The following is a 17251-nucleotide window of genomic DNA, read 5'->3' as shown; positions in this document are numbered from 1 at the left end:
AATCGTATTTTATACTTTATTTTAATATCTATCGGTAAACATAGATAATATGTTCTACAAAAAAATTCAATTATATATCTGCTTTGATTCATTAGAACAAAGACAGCATAAGAAGAAAAAACTCTACCTTCTTGGACACTGTCTAAGGAGGTTTTTTGGTATAATGCAAATTTATACTTTCATTTTCTTATCTATATAATCTCTTATGGGATATATCTTTGTTCTGATATATGAAATTACACTTTTAATATATTTATCTTCAACTGTTAGATTATTAGTTTAAAATAATTCATTTATTGGAGGTTATCATGTTCGGATTCATTGGTGCTGGAAAAGTCGGAACCACATTAGGTATATATCTTAATAATTGTAATTTACCTATTACAGGTTATACAAGTAAATCATATTCATCAGCTAAAAAAAGTGCTGAATTAACTGACAGCACAGCTTATGAAGTTATAGAAACTCTAGTAGATTCGTCAAAGTATATCATGATAACTACTCCTGATGATAATATAAAAGACATTGTCAGTAAGTTATTGTTGATTGATACCAACTGGAATGATAAAACAATATGCCATACCAGTGGTACTTATGCTTCAACGATACTTGAACCATTGCACAAATTAGGTTCGACTACAGTTTCTCTTCATCCAATGTTATCATTTGCTGATATTGATAATGCCGTGAAAATGCTACCACATACCCCACTTACATTAGAAGGTCAAGGAATTCACTTACAGGATTTTATTGATACTCTTAAGTTAAGCAATCTAAACATCACTACAATAAAACCAGAACAAAAAACTTTGTACCACACAGCAGCATGCACAGTATCAAACTATTTAGTTACTCTAATAAACACAGGTATAGAACTACTTAAGACAATCGGATTTGAACAAGAAACTGCACTGGAACTTATACACCCCTTAGTAAAAGGAACAGTAGACAATATTTTTACGAAAGGACCTACAGAAGCTTTGACAGGACCAATAGCTCGAGGTGATGTTAATACCATTAAAACACATCTACGAGCCCTGACCAATCAAGATAATAGATTGAAAGAATTCTATTGCCTGTTAGGCAATGAAACTGTTGATCTAGCTAAGAAACAAAAAAAATTGAATGAATACACTCTCAACAATATCAAGGAGGTATTACACTATGAAATCAATAACAACCCAAACAATAAGGAAAAAGAAGTTAAAAAATGAAATAATTACAATGTTGACAGCATATGATTACCCTACTGCTCTAATCCTAGATGAAGCTGGAATAGACATAACCTTAGTGGGAGATTCACTAGGTATGGTGGTCCTTGGATATGAAAATACCACCCAAGTAACTATGGAAGATATGCTTCACCATGTAAAAGCAGTTACAAGAGGCAGCAAACACCCATTGGTTGTAGCTGACCTACCATTTCTAAGTTATCACACTGGAATCTATAAAACTGTAAAAAATGCTGGTCGTCTTATACAAGAAGGAAAAGCGAATGCAGTTAAATTGGAAGGCGGAAAAGAAGTAACAGAGCAAATACAAGCTATCATCAATGCAGGAATACCTGTAATGGGACACATCGGACTAACCCCTCAATCCATTAATCAATTAGGAGGCTATTATATACAAGGTAAAACCGATGAACAAGCAAAAAAACTACTGGCAGATGCAAAAGCTCTAGAAGAAGCGGGAGCATTCGCAATAGTACTTGAATGTATTCCTACAGAACTATCAAAACTGATTACAGAAAATATAGAAATACCCACTATAGGTATTGGAGCTGGACCACATTGCAACGGTCAAGTATTAGTGACCCATGATATATTGAACCTCTATTCCAATAAAACACCGAAATTCGCTAAGAAATATACAGATGTTCATGGAGAAATCATGCAAGCTGCTCTTGATTATATACAAGATGTGAAGCACAAGAATTTTCCAAGTACAGAACATGTATTTCATCTGAAACAAGATGTAATTGATTCAATTTACGGAGGGGATAAATTATGAGAGTTTTCAATAGCATTGTAGATTTACGTGAATACCTTGCTGCTTTTCGTCAAGAAAACAAAAGTATAGGTCTAGTCCCAACTATGGGATATCTACACAAGGGTCATATATCACTTATAGACAAATCAGTTCAAGAAAATGATATAACAGTGTTGAGTATATATGTTAATCCTACCCAATTTGGTCCTAACGAGGATTATGGTAAATACCCAAGCAATATAGAAAATGATAAGAAACTGGCTCAAAAAGCTGGTGCAGATATTGTTTTCATTCCTGATAATACAATAATGTACAGCAATAATCATCTTACCTACGTAACTGTTGATAAACTTACAGATAACCTTTGCGGTCAATCTAGACCAACACATTTTCGTGGTGTGACAACCATCGTAACCAAATTATTTAATATCGTTCAACCTCACCGTGCTTATTTCGGACAAAAGGATGCGCAACAAGCACTTGTAATCAAGAAAATGGTGAAAGATCTTAATATGCCTGTAGATATAATTACCTGTCCCATCGTTAGAGAGAAAGACGGTTTGGCTTTAAGTTCCCGTAATGCTTATCTTAACAATGATGAACGTAAGCAAGCACCTATTTTGTATCAATCATTACAAAAATCAAAATCATATATTGAGAATGGAGAACGCTCATCATCAGTTATCAAAAACATAATAAAAGAGATGATTGGGGAAAAGCCTTCTACCAATATAGATTATATAAGCATTGTCAGTGAAGATACTCTTGAAGATATTAATCTCATTAAGGGTAATATCCTAATTGCTCTTGCTGTTAAGATAGGAAATACGAGACTTATTGACAACCTAAGAATGGAGGTAATGTGATATGTTAATTGAAATGATGACAGGCAAACTGCATAGGGCTGTAGTAACGGATGCCAACCTTAATTATAAAGGCAGCATTACAATAGATGAACACTTAATGGAACTTGCGGATATATTACCAGGGCAAAAGGTACAGATTGTTAACAACAACAATGGAGCCAGACTAGAAACATATGTCATAAAAGGCGAAAAAAATAGTGGTACAATATGCCTTAACGGTGCCGCAGCCAGACTTGCACAACCTGGCGATGTAATCATAATAATTGCATATGCATTGATGACAAGAGATGAAGCTAAGAACTATACTCCCAAGGTCGTTATGCTTACTGATGATAATGAAGTTGAAGATATGGCTTAACCTCAATTTCCACTAATTTACCATTATAATCAAACTTTTTAATTTATCATCAATAATTTTTAATATTTAAATTCTTTATTTTTATATTTTTAATGCTACTTTTTCACAACTTAAATACTATATGTATTGTGTTTCTATAACTAATACAAATTAATTCAAAAGTAGTATGAAGCGAAGTTGTCATATATGTTGACAGCTTTCGCTTCATATAAGATATAACGTTATAGTAAAAATTTTATATTTAAATTATCTAAATATGAACCATAAGCAAATTCTCCAACTTTTATTTCTAATTGCTTATTTGTTTGTTTGAATTCAATAGCCTCCGAATCAACAAGTTTCATTATTTGTTCCTTCCTTTCCATATCTTCTATATTATTCATATATATGTATACCTTATTATTTTTTTCGCTTAATTCTATTTGACTTATCGCTAATTCTTTCATCCTATTATTCAACTTATTAACTGCTTCTTTTAATTCTTTTTTAGTCTTTTTAACATAATGATATTTAATAGCTTCATTACTATCTTGTATCATTTTTAATCCTGTATCTTCAATATTAAATTTATTATCATGATTTTTAATATTAATATTTAGATAACCTTCATCATCAATATATGCTCCACCATAATACTCCGCTAATTCTATATTATAATTAATTATTTCTTGTATTTGTTTATAACTTTGTAAACTTTTTTCTTCTTGCAAATACATTTCTTCTGTTTTATTATTGATACTAATATCAGCAAAAATATTTGTAGTTAATATAATAGTCATAATAAAAAATACCATCAATCTTTTTACTGTTTTTTTCATAATTATTACTCCTTCAAAATTTTACTATTTCTATTATAACATTTATATTAATTTAGCCTCAATGTTTTATCATCGCAAGAACCTGTATATTATTACATAATTCTACATATGCGCAACAATCTTTATAGTTTTTATTTGTAAGTATAACAGTTTTTTATTTTGTAAAAGTATTGTTACATACAAAAATTCAATCTAGCTTATACCAGATTGAATTTCTAATATTCAAATATATTTATTACAAAACTTCTATTGAATAGATTTTAAGCTATGCATAATTTGTTCATTAATTATAATAAATACTTTTTTAATTATTATATCTTATTCTATCAATTAAAGCATCTTTTTGAATATATTTGCTCATGTATAGTGATAGGACTGTTTGCATAACAACTAATACCACTGTCATTATTATAACTTGAGTCAATGGGAAATGATATGCTGAAACTCCGATAACACCTTCTTCTCTAGCAGCTAAAACTAATTGATGACCACACAGATTACCTATAGTTAGAGAGATTAACAATGTTCCTATTGTAAATACTAGTCCCTCTGCCTGCAGCATTCTACCCAACTGTTTGTTGGTAAGTCCTATAGCTTGTAATATACCGAATTCTCTTTTTCTGGTTACAATACTTGTAATCAATGTATTAGCCATATTCATGAAACCGATTATTCCTAATACTGTAAGCAGACCGTATAAAGGATATATTAAAGTATTAATGCTAAACTTTGACTGTTTCAGTATATCTGTATATGCATTCATATCATAATATTTATTTCTTGAACCTATATTATTCAAAATATTACCTGCCAAACTCAATTTATCTTTTTTACAGTATACGAATATATCAGAGGTAATATCTTCTTCGAAACCTAATTTCTTGAAAGTATCTTCGGTCATAATGAATCTTGAACCATGGGTTCTAGCAGATGCCTGTAGAACAGCATCAAATTCAACTACTCTATCTCCATCATATAATTGGAAAGTCAATTTATCTCCGATGTTAAAACCATAGTAGTCAAAGAAATAATCACTAGTATATATAATACCGTTCTCATCTACAGCTCTATCATAATCTACATTACCTCTCATGCATTTTTCACTTATAGCTTCATAATCTTCCCTTGAAAATACCCCAATACTCATCTTTTTTTCTTCATCTGAGAAATTGTCAAACATAGCACTTGCATATACTTTTCCTCTTGTCTCAACTTTAGTTACCCCATCTATATCCTTAATTTCATTAATTACATCTTCTCCCATTAGTTTCTGCTGTTGTACATGATTTAGATTGTTTTCAGGGTAAGTCGAATCGTTGATGCGACAATCTAATTCCAAACGGAAATCTCCCTTTTCCATCTGACGTCTCGCATCATATTCTGGATTCATACTACTTGCGAGATTGGCGACTACTACAAAGAGTATACAGCTAAGTCCCATAGTTAATATAGTGGTTATGGTTCTTTTCTTGTTTCTGGTCAAATCCGAAGTTGTTAGCCTAAATAGATTAACTGAATTATAACCTTTTCTTTTCATATTTTCAGTGCTCATATTATGATATTTCATAGCTTCAACTGGTGACACATTAGATGCTATCTTCATAGGTTTCCTTAGAGAAATACGTATTGTTAAACATGATACTGCTATGACCAATAACACTATTGGTATACTAAATAAAGATATAATTTGCATTTCAGACATTAATGCCTGTTGAGTTAATTCATAGATCAGTTTTTCAAACATGATATTGGATATGATATAACCAAGAATGATTCCTATAGGTATGCTCACCAATCCTAGAAAAGTACCTTCATGACGAATGATTTTCTTCAATTGCTTTCTAGTAGTTCCTATAGCCCTTATTTTACCATATTCCTGTACTTTATTGATGATTCCTACATAAAAGATATTATATATTACCAATGCACTAAATAGAACAATCAAAGCACCAATCAGTACACTTATTATTATTATATCTGTATTAGGATTGGTGGTCCACATTAGATTTGGTGTATTGATTATAACATCATTTTTAGCGATACCTAAAGATTCTGCAAGATCTTTAATCTTGGTTTCCATTTTTTCACGATTCAATTTTTCCTCATTGAGTACATTGAATAACACATTACAGGATTTGTCTTCATCATTGATGGAGTAATCATAGAAACCCCTTGAAACTAAAGCTTGATAATTTTTATTATAATTATCTGTTGGATTGGAAGGAAGTATTCCACTGATTATAAAATCCTTCTCTATTATTTTTCCTTCACCTTTGATTCTATATGGGATAGTAACTGTATCACCAATAGAATTATTACCATTAATATCCTCAAAAAACTCTTTTTGACCAACTATTTCATTTTCCTCTTTTGGAAGATTTCCTTCTGTTAGATCTATATTTATCATGTCACATGCAGCCTGATCCATATATGTGAGATTACCTTTTAATCCATCAGCTTCTATTGTTGCTACGTTCTCATTTATACCCAAATCGATAAATTCAGCATGGTGTTTCATTTTCTCAAGTGCATCTTTATCCACTCTTGCATATGTACCTTGATAGTCACCATAATTACTATATACATTAGCTTTGTTATATTTAATCAATCCATAAGTAGTTGTTCCTAAGACCATAAGTAGACAACTTGAAAGTACTATGGCTATTGATATCAATATACTTCTTGTTCTATTATATTTTAAATTGCTAATTGAAATTTTAGTAGTTGTTTTCATTTATCTCACCACCTTTCCATCTTCAATAACAATAACTCGTTCTGCCATCTGAGCGATTTCTGGATCATGAGTGATCATTACCAATGTTTGTCCGTATTTTTTTGCTGACATTTTCAATAGGGATATAACCTCATCACCTGTTTTTGAATCAAGATTACCAGTTGGTTCATCAGCTAAGATTATATCTGGTTTTGAAGCTAAAGCTCTTGCTATGGCAACACGCTGTTGCTGTCCTCCTGATAGAGTATTGGGCAGGTTCTTGATTTTTGTTTTTATATCTAGTGTCTTGACTATATCTCCAACGAATTTTGCATCGACTTTACTGTCATCAAGCCCTATTGGAAGTACAATGTTTTCCCACACATTCAATGATGAAATCAAATTGAATGCTTGAAAGATGAATCCTATTTTTCTTCTTCTGAAAATGGCGATTTCTTTTTCTTTCATATCAAATATATCTTTTCCACCGATTTTTACTGTACCGCTTGTTGGTTTGTCAAGTCCGCCCAACATATGAAGCAATGTGCTTTTCCCTGAACCTGATTTACCTACTATAGCAACGAATTCCCCTCTTCTTATCTGAATACTTGTATTGTTAATGGCCTTTACTTGATTTTCTCCTTTACCATAATATTTACATAAGTTTTTTGTTTCTAAAATAATATCCATTTCATTTCCTCCTAAAAATCATCATCTATTTTTTTGTTATTTGTTCTTTGTTTGTATACTATTATAATAAAGGCTCAATCTTTCATTTCACTTTCATATGCATACGAAAAGTCTTACAAAATTGTAAGACTTCCAATAATTACTCTAACAACAGTTGTAAAACAAAAATACTTCCCACGTTATCAGCTCCAAGGGATGACTTGGAAATCGCTTTTATATTTCCCCCTTGGTCCTCCAAAATCTTTCTTGTCAAATACAATCCTACTCCAGAACCTTCTTGCTTCTTGATTAAATCATTCTTACCTCTATAGAACCTTTTGAAAATATCATTATAATCTTTTTCTTTGACTCCTATACCTTCATCTTCAATTTCAATACGTAGATAATTATGCAGCTTTTGGGTTCGTATGGTAATGGTACTTTCCTTAGGACTATATTTTATTGCATTATCTATGACATTGGATATTGCTTCTTTCGTCCATTTTTCATCATAAGGCAATGATATTGACTGAATCTGTTCCATTTCTATATGTATCTTTTTCTTTTCCGCTTTCATATACACACTGTTGACCGCTTGAATGATTGTTTCTTTTATATCATTCATATTGGTCCTAATACTTATGAGTCCTGTCTCCAGCCTTGAAATATTGACTAATGCTGCAACCAGACCTTCCAACCTATTGATCTGTTCTTTACTTCGTTCAATGAATTCCTCTTTCTCATTTTCCATAAGATCATCTTCCAGCATAAGTGAAAAACACATCTTCAAAGATGCGAGGGGTGTTTTCAACTGATGGGATATATCCGTTACAAGAGCTTTTGTCTCTTCTTTTTCTTGTTGTAACCTTGTATTTTTTATAGTTATCATTTCTCCTAGAGATGCCAACCTATAATTGATTTTGCTATTAATAGATTCATTACTTATTGTTGTAGTATAATCATATTCTCCTTTATTGAATTTTTCTAATATATGTAAGATACTTGTTAATTCCTTCTTATGACTGTTTTTCATATAAATAATTATTATAGTTACTGCTACAGCAAATAATAGGATTAGAATAATATTATATGTTATAATCTTGTTTTTCAATCTATCTCCCAATTTTACATAATTGTGGATATAGGAATATGTGAATCCTTGATTATTGAGGAATTCCTCACCTTTATTGATTGCCTCTTTATCTATATTCCCTTTTAGGATATCAGCTATAGTATAATATATATTCTCATTATCTGACCCAGCCATTTGATAATAAGACTTTATCTGCTTATCTTTAATGCTTTCTACTTCACCAAACAATTTACTATTAATCAATATGACCCCTATTATGAAAACCATGAAAGTTATTGCTGTTATCAAATACAGGTGTCTTTTATTTATACTGTTATCTATCATTTTTTCTACACTCCATATCCCATAAGTAACCGATACCTCTAACGTTTTTAATACATTTAGGTTTTGAAGGAACAGTTTCTATTTTTTCTCTTAATCTTCTTATATTGACTGCTACAGTATTCTCGTCAACATAATCTCCATCAATATCCCATAGACATTCCAACAACTGTTTCTTAGATAAAATCTGTTTTGGATGTTCCATCAATATACTTAACAATTTCAATTCATTCTTGCTTAATATTTTTTCATTTCCATCTATAATCACTTTCATCTCATTTTTGATGAAACATATATTTCCTGATTCTAATTTTTCTGAGACATCTCCTTCTAACCTTTTGAAAATAGCATTCACTTTAGAAATAAGTACAGCTAAGCTGAATGGCTTGGTTATGTAATCATCAGCACCTGCCTCATATCCCATGACAATATCTATCTCTTCGTCTAGGGCTGTCAGAAAAACCAATCTTACATTACTCGACTTACGAATGTCCCTACAGAAATCCAAGCCGCTCCCGTCTTCCAGTCCGATATCACATATCACCAGATCAATGTTATTATTATAAAACAGTTTCTTCCCTTCACTGATGCCATAACATGATAATACTTCATATCCTTCTTTGTTAAGTTTAAAACTAATTCCTCTATTAAGACTCTCATCGTCTTCCAATAATAATATTTGTTTCATTTTCTTGTCCTCACCTTACTTAGTCAAAAATTTACTTTATTTATGTTCTATCAAATAATTCCTATGATTAATATAATAAGTTTTTACAAGATAGTCAACCTATATCTTTTATATTCAATCACTTAATATAGAAGTAATCTATTATAGTATTGTCTTATGATAGAAAAAATGACCTCCTACTTTGATAGAAGATCATTTTCTTAATGACTATTCTTACAATATTTAATTTACTTTGAATCTGTCTTATCTGTTTTTAGGCTAAACCATGTTTTAAAATTATCTATTTCATTATAATTTTCATCCTGACAAACAGTATCTCCACCATAGTACTTACTATAATAATCATAAAAAACATTACCATCATTAACATTATATACAACCGTTAATTTTATTTCTCTTATACTTTCATTTAAAGATGTATCTTCCAATGAACCATCTTCATTAATATTTTCACTTATATAGGTTTTAATATTTTCATAAATTTTTTTATGAATTCCACCATCATGAGCTATATCACTAACTGTTTCAAACTCTATATATAAAAGACATGAACGATCAAATGTAACATGGTAATTTTCTATTTTATCATATTCCAACACAATGTTATTACAAGTTTCTATTAACTCACCATCTTCTATGGTTATCGTTTCACTTGTACATCCTATTAAAAAAATCATAAACATAATAGCTACTATCTTATATAATTTCATTGTAAGTACCTACTTTGTTTATATTTTACCAATAATAAACACCACCTTCTATATAATATGACCACCAATAATCGTAAAGTGGTAAAGAATATCTAGTTCCCCAACTTGAACATGCAAAGTATTCAATTTCGCTATTATTATCTTTATAATATTTAGTCATTGTTATCCAATGAAAAGAAAAATCAGTGCTTACTGATCCATTCTCTGCATCCCAAAATATAAAGGCAATTGGTGCTCCATGACTCAATCCTTCAGTGACTCCCTCAATAAAAACATCATATCTAGAAGTATTTATATCAAAAGCATTAAGGGTACAAACTAAACAATCATTAAAATAATCCGACATTCCAGACTTAAATTCACTACATGAAGGAACACCTATCAATCCCGGGTCCATACAGTCATATAATTTTTCCATATGACTAATAAAGTTATTCTGTGAAAATATCCCTGTATCTTTACCAGATCCATTATATAAATCACCATAAGCACTTGGATATCTCTTTGCATTATAAGCTGTAATGTTTGCTGCTGCTACTGCACCGCATGAATTAGATGTGGTATATGGAGATGAAAACCAACTTTGGTCTCCTCCATAATAATATTTGCTTGAATCTGATGAATCCTGTATTTTAACAAAGTTAATCTCATCATCAACCTCATAAACTGTTGGTGATAAATATGTATCTAAAAATACATTGTGAGAAAAAGTGTTTAAATTATTATCTAACTCAATAACCTTATCTACAAGCTTCCAATTTTCTTTATTTTTCTCGTTCAATTCAACTCTTGATATTTTATCACTATCTTCACTATATTTAAAATCAATTTTTTCTTTAGTTCTTATATTTCTGTAATTTTTACTAATGCCTTTATAAGAAATATCATATGCTAACTTTAAAGGAGCTATATATATTACATTTTCATTATTATGCTCACTCTCTATATAACTCACTAGTTTTTCTTCCATTGAAGCCTCAAGTATTACTGGGCTATTTTCATTACTACCTACCATTACATATCCAATTTCATCATTATTTTTATTATTAACTCTGAATATATAAGCAATAATATTATTTTCAGAATAAACTGGTATTCTTTCTTCAGATATAGTGTAATTTTCATTATATGTATTTTGTTCACTGGCATAAAAACTGTCTATATAGTATTGTCCAACACTCATCAAGTAGTCAATTGAAAAATTATTAGCTGTATTATCTTTAGCATAAATTGTTGATGATAAAAGTATAACCACAAGAACCAATCCACTAAATCTTTTCATATTATACCTCTTTTCTAGTGTAAATTCACACTTTCAACTATATTTTTATATTTTTATTGAGCTCAATATATATTATACACTTTATTTTATATAATTCAACAATTAATTCAATATTATATATTTGTCTGCAATTATAAACTCATTGCTATATATTTGTTTTATATGCACCTATTTTTGCTGTATTTTTGATAATCTTAATCAAATAATCTTCATCAATTCTGCTCCATTTGAATCCTAGTTGTTGTAAGTAACTTATTGTATCATGGTTAACAACTTTTATACTATCCATATCAATAACTTTCTTGTTGCTTCTTAAGCTTAATAAATGTTTTAAATTACTCTTATTCACATTATTATTCTCAAAAATATCTTTCAAGGATACTGGCAGTAACTTATGTCTTCTCCTATTTAGAATTTGTAATATGGCTTCAACCTTTACCTTATTTGGATTGTATAGGTGATAGATTCCTGTATGAGAAGGTTCATTCATGATAATTGCAACAATTGCATTACTGCATTCATCAACAGGAGTTATCTCAATTTCTTGATTCAATAATTCTCTAGGTATTTTTTTAATCATAAGCAGTTCTTTCAATCTTCCATAAAATCCATTGTCTTCTATATTGTTCTGGAATTTTCCATCACTTAAACGTTGCGTAAGATTACCTAGTCTGATAATTGAAGCATTCAATCCTTTATCAATCTCTTTTATTACTTCCTTTTCTGCTAGGAACTTACTATATAAGTATGGGTTCTCTCTTAGATTCTGACCTACATATATATCTTTTTCAGTAAAAACATCTTTCGACCTGTTTTCCTGTGTTAAGTATTGACCACTTATAGAAATAGTAGACATATGATACAATTCTGCCTCTATATCCTTAGCAACATCTATAATATTTCTAGTCCCTATTACATTATTATCATAGAAGGTATCTTCCTTACCCACATATTTCACATAGGCTGCTGCATTAATAATAATTTTGATTCTATCCTTAATATAATCATATTGTTCATTCTTCAATCCCAATCTATTGAGTGTAATATCCCCACTAATGACCTTAATCCTTTTTCTCTCTTCTGCTGTTATATCAGTAAAATAATCGGAATAGATTTTATCCAATCTTTTCTCTGGATTCTTCCCTCGTATAATACAGCATATATGGTATTTCGTATTTTTCAATAATTCATGCACCAGATGACTTCCTAACCATCCAGTAGCACCTGTAAGTAATATATCACCCTTGTCTTTTCTAATTATCTTATTAGTTGGTATTGATTTCATACCTTCATATGCTAAATGTTTCTTTACATCTTTTCTATCTATCAATTTTTCTATTGTTGGATGATTATATAACTCATTAATGGTTAATTTTATCCCTGCTTTTTCAGCTTTTATGATAAACTCCATCGCTTTTAAGGAATCTCCGCCAAGTTCAAAAAAATCATCAGTTATTCCTATTTTCTTCACATGTAAAGTTTCCTCATATAGTCTCGCCAGTGTTCTTTCTGATGGAGTCAATGGTCTAATATGTTTTCTACAGGTTTTGTTGGTTTTTCGTAACTTCTGCATATTAATTTTACCACTTGTTGTCAACGGAAATGATTCTAGTCTAACAATCTGATTAGGTATCATATAGGATGGAAGTAATTTCTTAACCAGCCCTTTCAAAGAATCCTCTTTCATACTTGTTGACGTATAATAGCATATCATTTGTTTTCTTTCTTCATTTTGTTCTAATACAACTCTAGTCTTATTGATTTCAGGTATATCATTAATCATATTTTCTATTTCATCCAGTTCAATTCTATTACCCAAAATTTTGATTTGCCTATCTAGTCTACCAAGGAATTCTATACTTCCATCACTAAGAAATCTTCCCCTATCTCCTGATTTATATATCATACTTTCATTATAGAAGGGTGATTTCACAAATTTTTCTTTAGTAAGCATCTCATCATTAATATATCCCTTAGTAACTCCTACTCCACCGATTACGATTTCCCCTTCATAACCTATAGGCATAAGATTCTCATAATCATCCATGATGTAGACTTCATAATTGGCTATAGGATATCCTATTGAAGTAACATTCCCCTTGCTGCATTCATTATAACTTGCACATACTGTAGTTTCAGTAGGTCCATATGTATTATATAATCTAATGCCATTTTTCAGTATATTGTCTACATGATTATCTTTCAGTACATCTCCACCGCTAATAATAAGTTCAAGAGTATTAATGTTTTCCATATGCTTATTAATCATAGCTATGACAGGAGGAACACTGCTGATGACTTGAATTTTATAATCGTTAATTACCTGTATCAGCTTCTGGGTATTTTTCACTGTCTCTCTTTCAACTATAACCAATGTACCACCTGTAACTAAAGCAGGAAAAACTTCTTCTGTAAACACATCAAAAGTATACGATGACTGTTGAAGTACATTTTTACCTTTTACATGAAATTCTGATAAAAAAGCATTAATGTAACCTGCAACATTTTTATGGGTAGTCATAATTCCTTTTGGTTTTCCAGCAGAACCAGATGTATATAACATATATGCTAAATCATCTACATCATTGACTATATGAATATCCTCAGTGTTTTCACCATTTTTATTGATTTCATCTGCAATATGAATAACATTTTCTATATCATATAATATTTCTTGCACATCTTCTTTCGTATATACCACTAGAGTATTTACATGAGCATTACCGACTATATCTTTTATTCTGTCCGTGGGATAATTAGTTTCTATAGGAAGATAGGCTCCACCTGCTTTCAGAATCCCAAGTATACCTATAATCATATATATAGATGAATCTGCAATCATTGCAATTAATTGATTTCTCATTACTCCGTTTTTACGTAAAGCAACTGCCAAAGTATTCGATTTTTCATCAAGAACTTTGTAGGTCATAGATTCATCTTTAAATATAACTGCATTCTTATTGGGTGTTTTCTTTACTTGTTCCATGAATAATTCATGTATCAATCTTTTATCATCATAATATTTTTTTGTATCATTGAATTTATTTATAATTACATTCTTTTCATCTTCTGTCAAAATATCAATGTTTCTTAACTTTTTGCTGTCATCACTTAATATATCATTAATCATCATACCCATATGGGAAACTATTTGTTCTATATGGCTATTAGTATATTTATTTATTTGATAGTCAATCTCATATGTAATCTTCTCCTCACTATCTCTGTTGCTTATATGGATTTCCAATCCATCCATTGCCGTATTGTTGAAAAACCATCTAGTAGTATAATCTTTATTATCATTTTTTGCGTTCTGGTAAGATAACACCACATCAAATATTTTTTGATGTACTCCATACTTATCTTGATAATATTTTCTGATTTTCATATATGGATACATAGAATGTTTTAGAGCATTAAATATTTCTTGCTTTACCTCTCTCAATAGTTCTATAAAAGTCCATTCCATATTTATATTGATTTTTAAAGGAACCATATTGACATAATAACCTAGTGAATATTTTTCTTTACCTTTTCTACCAAGAACTGGAGTACCAATGACAACTTTATCTTTATTATTCATTCTTGCCATATATAATGCCAGTACAGCCATATAAAAGTTGAAAAGACTGATAGAATGATTTTTGCAAAAAGTTTCAGTGAACCCTTTATGAGCTTTTACTATTTTTCTATTAGCCTTTATACTAATATCATTATCAATAATATTTTTACCTTTGAATAATTTATTAGTACAATCATTAAAACTGCTTAATTCATTTATCCAATAATCTCTATCGCTGATATACCTACCGGACTTTCTATATGAATTTTTTCTCATGACATATTCTTTATATGATATTCCTTTATCTACGTTAATTGTATCTTTATAATTGTAGTAAAAATTGATTCTCCTACCTATGAGCACCATAGTCCATGCATCAGAAATTATGTGATGAAGTTTTATTATTACAGAAATCCTATTATAATTATATTTAACTATTCTAAAAGAATATAATTTATTATTTATTAATTTTTCTTGTAAGTAATTTTTTATCATTATATCTGATTCTTTGTCAGTTTTATCTGTTAAATCTATGATCTCAATAGTTTCATAAACATAAGGTTGTATAGTCTCTTTTTCATCATCTATTATCCCAGTTCTAATGATATCGTTTAATTCTATAACTCTATTAATAGCTTCATCAAGTCTTTTAGTTGATATATTGCTATCATTAAATACCATCTCACCACTAATTATACTAGGTGAATCAAATTTATATATTTTTTCTATATCCAACATTGCCTTTTTTTCTTCTGATAATGCAAACATACATATACTCATTTTGATTCCCCTTATCTGCTCCTTGCTATTGACTGAGCTTGAATTTTATAGTAAATATAGATCCTTTTCCTATTTCACTATCCACTGTTATAATCCCGTCATGTGCTTTTACCAATTCTTTAACAATTGATAATCCAATTCCAGCACCTCCTGTTTTCCTACTCCTAGATTCGTCTCCTCTGTAGAATCTCTGAAAGACATAAGATAAATCTCCTTTTTTTATTCCAATACCTGTATCAATAAATCTAATTATAGCTTCATCTTCATTTTTAGTTAATATAACTTTTATGATACCACCCTCATTAGTATATTTATATGCATTAGTGAGCAAATTAACAAATATTTGCTTAAGTCTATCCTTATCTCCATTAATGTAGATTTCACTCTCTGATTCATGAATTAACTGGATGCCTTTACTTTCCATAAGAGGTATGAATCCATCAATGCTTGTGGATAATTCTTCTGCAAGATTGATTTTCATAATTTTTAATTGTAGATGTTCACTCTCGATAGTTACCAATTCATTAAGATCGTTAATTAGTTTGGTCATTCTAACTATTTCATCATTTAATCTAGCAAGTCTTTCTTCTGTAGGTTCTAATACTCCATCAATCAAGGCTTCTATCTGACTTCTTAGAACAGCTAGAGGACTCCTAAGTTCGTGGGATATATCATTACTTAATCTTTTCCTTAATTGTTCTTGTTCACTAAGTTGTCTTGCTAATTCTTCAATTGATATTGCTAGTTCGTATATTTCCTTAGTATCAGCTTTTATATTCTTGACACATTCATAATTACCTTTTGATATATTATGAGTACTATCGTTAATCTTGATAATAGGTCGTGTAAGTCTTCTAGCAAGAATACGACTTAAAAAAATAGCAAGCAACATAGCTATGAAAAAAGAAATAACATACAGAATATTAATTGCATACATGAAGTCATTATTCACTTTATCGTTAATTACATTCTTATAATGACCTATACTTAGATAACCTACCACCTCATCTTCATACATGATTGTATGTTCGTCATAGTCAAAATCCTCTTTATATGGATTTTTATGCATATTGTTATGACCCATTCCTTTTCCCATGCCCATACCCATACTACTTATCAATAATATTTCTCTATCTTTATCCATTAAGATAACTTCTACATTCTTAAAATGAGCTTGTTGTTTAAGGTATGCTAATTCTTCATTATCAATGGTCCCATTATTTTGAAGGCTATTATCTACATAGTTTATTATTTCTTCATCATCCAACTTACTCTGTTCTACTACATAATCAGTAAAATAATATTTTATAGCAATATTAGACATTATAATGATTACTATAACAGTTATTAATGATATCGCTATAGAATTTTTCATAATTCTCTTACTTAGACTTATCATACT

The 17251-nt window shown here is 29.9% G+C and carries 13 protein-coding genes; 4 read left to right on the top strand and 9 right to left on the bottom strand.

Features of this window, described 5'->3' with window-relative positions:
• The first annotated feature begins 308 nt into the window (after positions 1 to 308).
• The 4 genes from QMG30_RS10370 to panD are packed head-to-tail and all read left to right on the top strand — an operon-like array spanning position 309 to position 3213.
• A complete protein-coding gene (locus tag QMG30_RS10370; protein WP_281815129.1) occupies positions 309 to 1214 on the top strand; it encodes a Rossmann-like and DUF2520 domain-containing protein in 906 nt (301 codons plus the stop codon).
• On the top strand, positions 1165 to 2010 hold the full coding sequence (gene panB, locus QMG30_RS10365; RefSeq protein ID WP_281815128.1) for a 3-methyl-2-oxobutanoate hydroxymethyltransferase: 846 nt from the start codon (positions 1165 to 1167) through the stop codon (positions 2008 to 2010). The genes QMG30_RS10370 and panB overlap by 50 nt, the downstream gene beginning before the upstream one ends.
• Entirely contained in the window at positions 2007 to 2855 is an 849-nt protein-coding gene (panC, locus tag QMG30_RS10360; protein WP_281815127.1) for a pantoate--beta-alanine ligase, read from the top strand. Before panB ends, panC begins: the two co-directional genes overlap by 4 nt.
• 1 nt (position 2856) lies before the next feature.
• Entirely contained in the window at positions 2857 to 3213 is a 357-nt protein-coding gene (gene panD / locus QMG30_RS10355; RefSeq protein WP_281815126.1) for an aspartate 1-decarboxylase, read from the top strand.
• A 221-nt stretch (positions 3214 to 3434) separates the two neighbouring features.
• On the opposite strand, the gene QMG30_RS10350 is transcribed toward panD, so the two are convergent.
• The 9 genes from QMG30_RS10350 to QMG30_RS10310 form a co-directional block, all read right to left on the bottom strand.
• A complete protein-coding gene (locus tag QMG30_RS10350; RefSeq protein ID WP_281815125.1) occupies positions 3435 to 4031 on the bottom strand; it encodes a hypothetical protein in 597 nt (198 codons plus the stop codon).
• A gap of 304 nt (positions 4032 to 4335) precedes the next feature.
• Complete coding sequence (locus QMG30_RS10345; protein WP_281815123.1) at positions 4336 to 6765, bottom strand: ABC transporter permease; 2430 nt, start codon at positions 6763 to 6765, stop codon at positions 4336 to 4338.
• Positions 6766 to 7434, bottom strand: a complete 669-nt coding sequence (locus QMG30_RS10340) for an ABC transporter ATP-binding protein (RefSeq protein ID WP_281815122.1) — start codon at positions 7432 to 7434, stop codon at positions 6766 to 6768.
• Between the two features lie 139 nt (positions 7435 to 7573).
• Positions 7574 to 8830 carry a sensor histidine kinase gene (locus tag QMG30_RS10335; RefSeq protein WP_281815120.1) on the bottom strand — a complete coding sequence of 419 codons (1257 nt, stop codon included), beginning with the start codon at positions 8828 to 8830 and terminating at the stop codon, positions 7574 to 7576.
• Positions 8820 to 9515: a response regulator transcription factor gene (locus QMG30_RS10330; RefSeq protein ID WP_281815119.1), complete on the bottom strand. Its 696-nt coding sequence runs from the start codon at positions 9513 to 9515 to the stop codon at positions 8820 to 8822. Before QMG30_RS10330 ends, QMG30_RS10335 begins: the two co-directional genes overlap by 11 nt.
• Before the next feature lie 227 nt (positions 9516 to 9742).
• Complete coding sequence (locus tag QMG30_RS10325; protein WP_281815118.1) at positions 9743 to 10225, bottom strand: hypothetical protein; 483 nt, start codon at positions 10223 to 10225, stop codon at positions 9743 to 9745.
• Between the two features lie 25 nt (positions 10226 to 10250).
• Positions 10251 to 11507 (bottom strand): hypothetical protein, encoded by a 1257-nt coding sequence (locus QMG30_RS10320; protein ID WP_281815117.1) that lies wholly within the window; start codon positions 11505 to 11507, stop codon positions 10251 to 10253.
• A gap of 145 nt (positions 11508 to 11652) precedes the next feature.
• Positions 11653 to 15849 carry an amino acid adenylation domain-containing protein gene (locus tag QMG30_RS10315; protein WP_281815115.1) on the bottom strand — a complete coding sequence of 1399 codons (4197 nt, stop codon included), beginning with the start codon at positions 15847 to 15849 and terminating at the stop codon, positions 11653 to 11655.
• Between the two features lie 25 nt (positions 15850 to 15874).
• Entirely contained in the window at positions 15875 to 17248 is a 1374-nt protein-coding gene (locus QMG30_RS10310; protein WP_281815114.1) for a sensor histidine kinase, read from the bottom strand.
• Positions 17249 to 17251: the final 3 nt, after the last annotated feature.

This window comes from Vallitalea longa (assembly GCF_027923465.1).
Taxonomy (GTDB): Bacteria; Bacillota; Clostridia; order Lachnospirales; family Vallitaleaceae; genus Vallitalea; species Vallitalea longa.
The sequence above is the reverse complement of the archived record's forward strand: the minus strand, read 5'-3'. Positions and strand labels throughout refer to the sequence as shown.

Bases quoted from the DNA above. Each gene is read 5' to 3' on its own strand.
- QMG30_RS10370 (WP_281815129.1), top strand. From the start codon at position 309: ATGTTCGGATTCATTGGTGCTGGAAAAGTCGGAACCACATTAGGTATA.
- panB (WP_281815128.1), top strand. From the start codon at position 1,165: ATGAAATCAATAACAACCCAAACAATAAGGAAAAAGAAGTTAAAAAAT.
- panC (WP_281815127.1), top strand. From the start codon at position 2,007: ATGAGAGTTTTCAATAGCATTGTAGATTTACGTGAATACCTTGCTGCT.
- panD (WP_281815126.1), top strand. From the start codon at position 2,857: ATGTTAATTGAAATGATGACAGGCAAACTGCATAGGGCTGTAGTAACG.
- QMG30_RS10350 (WP_281815125.1), bottom strand. From the start codon at position 4,031: ATGAAAAAAACAGTAAAAAGATTGATGGTATTTTTTATTATGACTATT.
- QMG30_RS10345 (WP_281815123.1), bottom strand. From the start codon at position 6,765: ATGAAAACAACTACTAAAATTTCAATTAGCAATTTAAAATATAATAGA.
- QMG30_RS10340 (WP_281815122.1), bottom strand. From the start codon at position 7,434: ATGGATATTATTTTAGAAACAAAAAACTTATGTAAATATTATGGTAAA.
- QMG30_RS10335 (WP_281815120.1), bottom strand. From the start codon at position 8,830: ATGATAGATAACAGTATAAATAAAAGACACCTGTATTTGATAACAGCA.
- QMG30_RS10330 (WP_281815119.1), bottom strand. From the start codon at position 9,515: ATGAAACAAATATTATTATTGGAAGACGATGAGAGTCTTAATAGAGGA.
- QMG30_RS10325 (WP_281815118.1), bottom strand. From the start codon at position 10,225: ATGAAATTATATAAGATAGTAGCTATTATGTTTATGATTTTTTTAATA.
- QMG30_RS10320 (WP_281815117.1), bottom strand. From the start codon at position 11,507: ATGAAAAGATTTAGTGGATTGGTTCTTGTGGTTATACTTTTATCATCA.
- QMG30_RS10315 (WP_281815115.1), bottom strand. From the start codon at position 15,849: ATGAGTATATGTATGTTTGCATTATCAGAAGAAAAAAAGGCAATGTTG.
- QMG30_RS10310 (WP_281815114.1), bottom strand. From the start codon at position 17,248: ATGATAAGTCTAAGTAAGAGAATTATGAAAAATTCTATAGCGATATCA.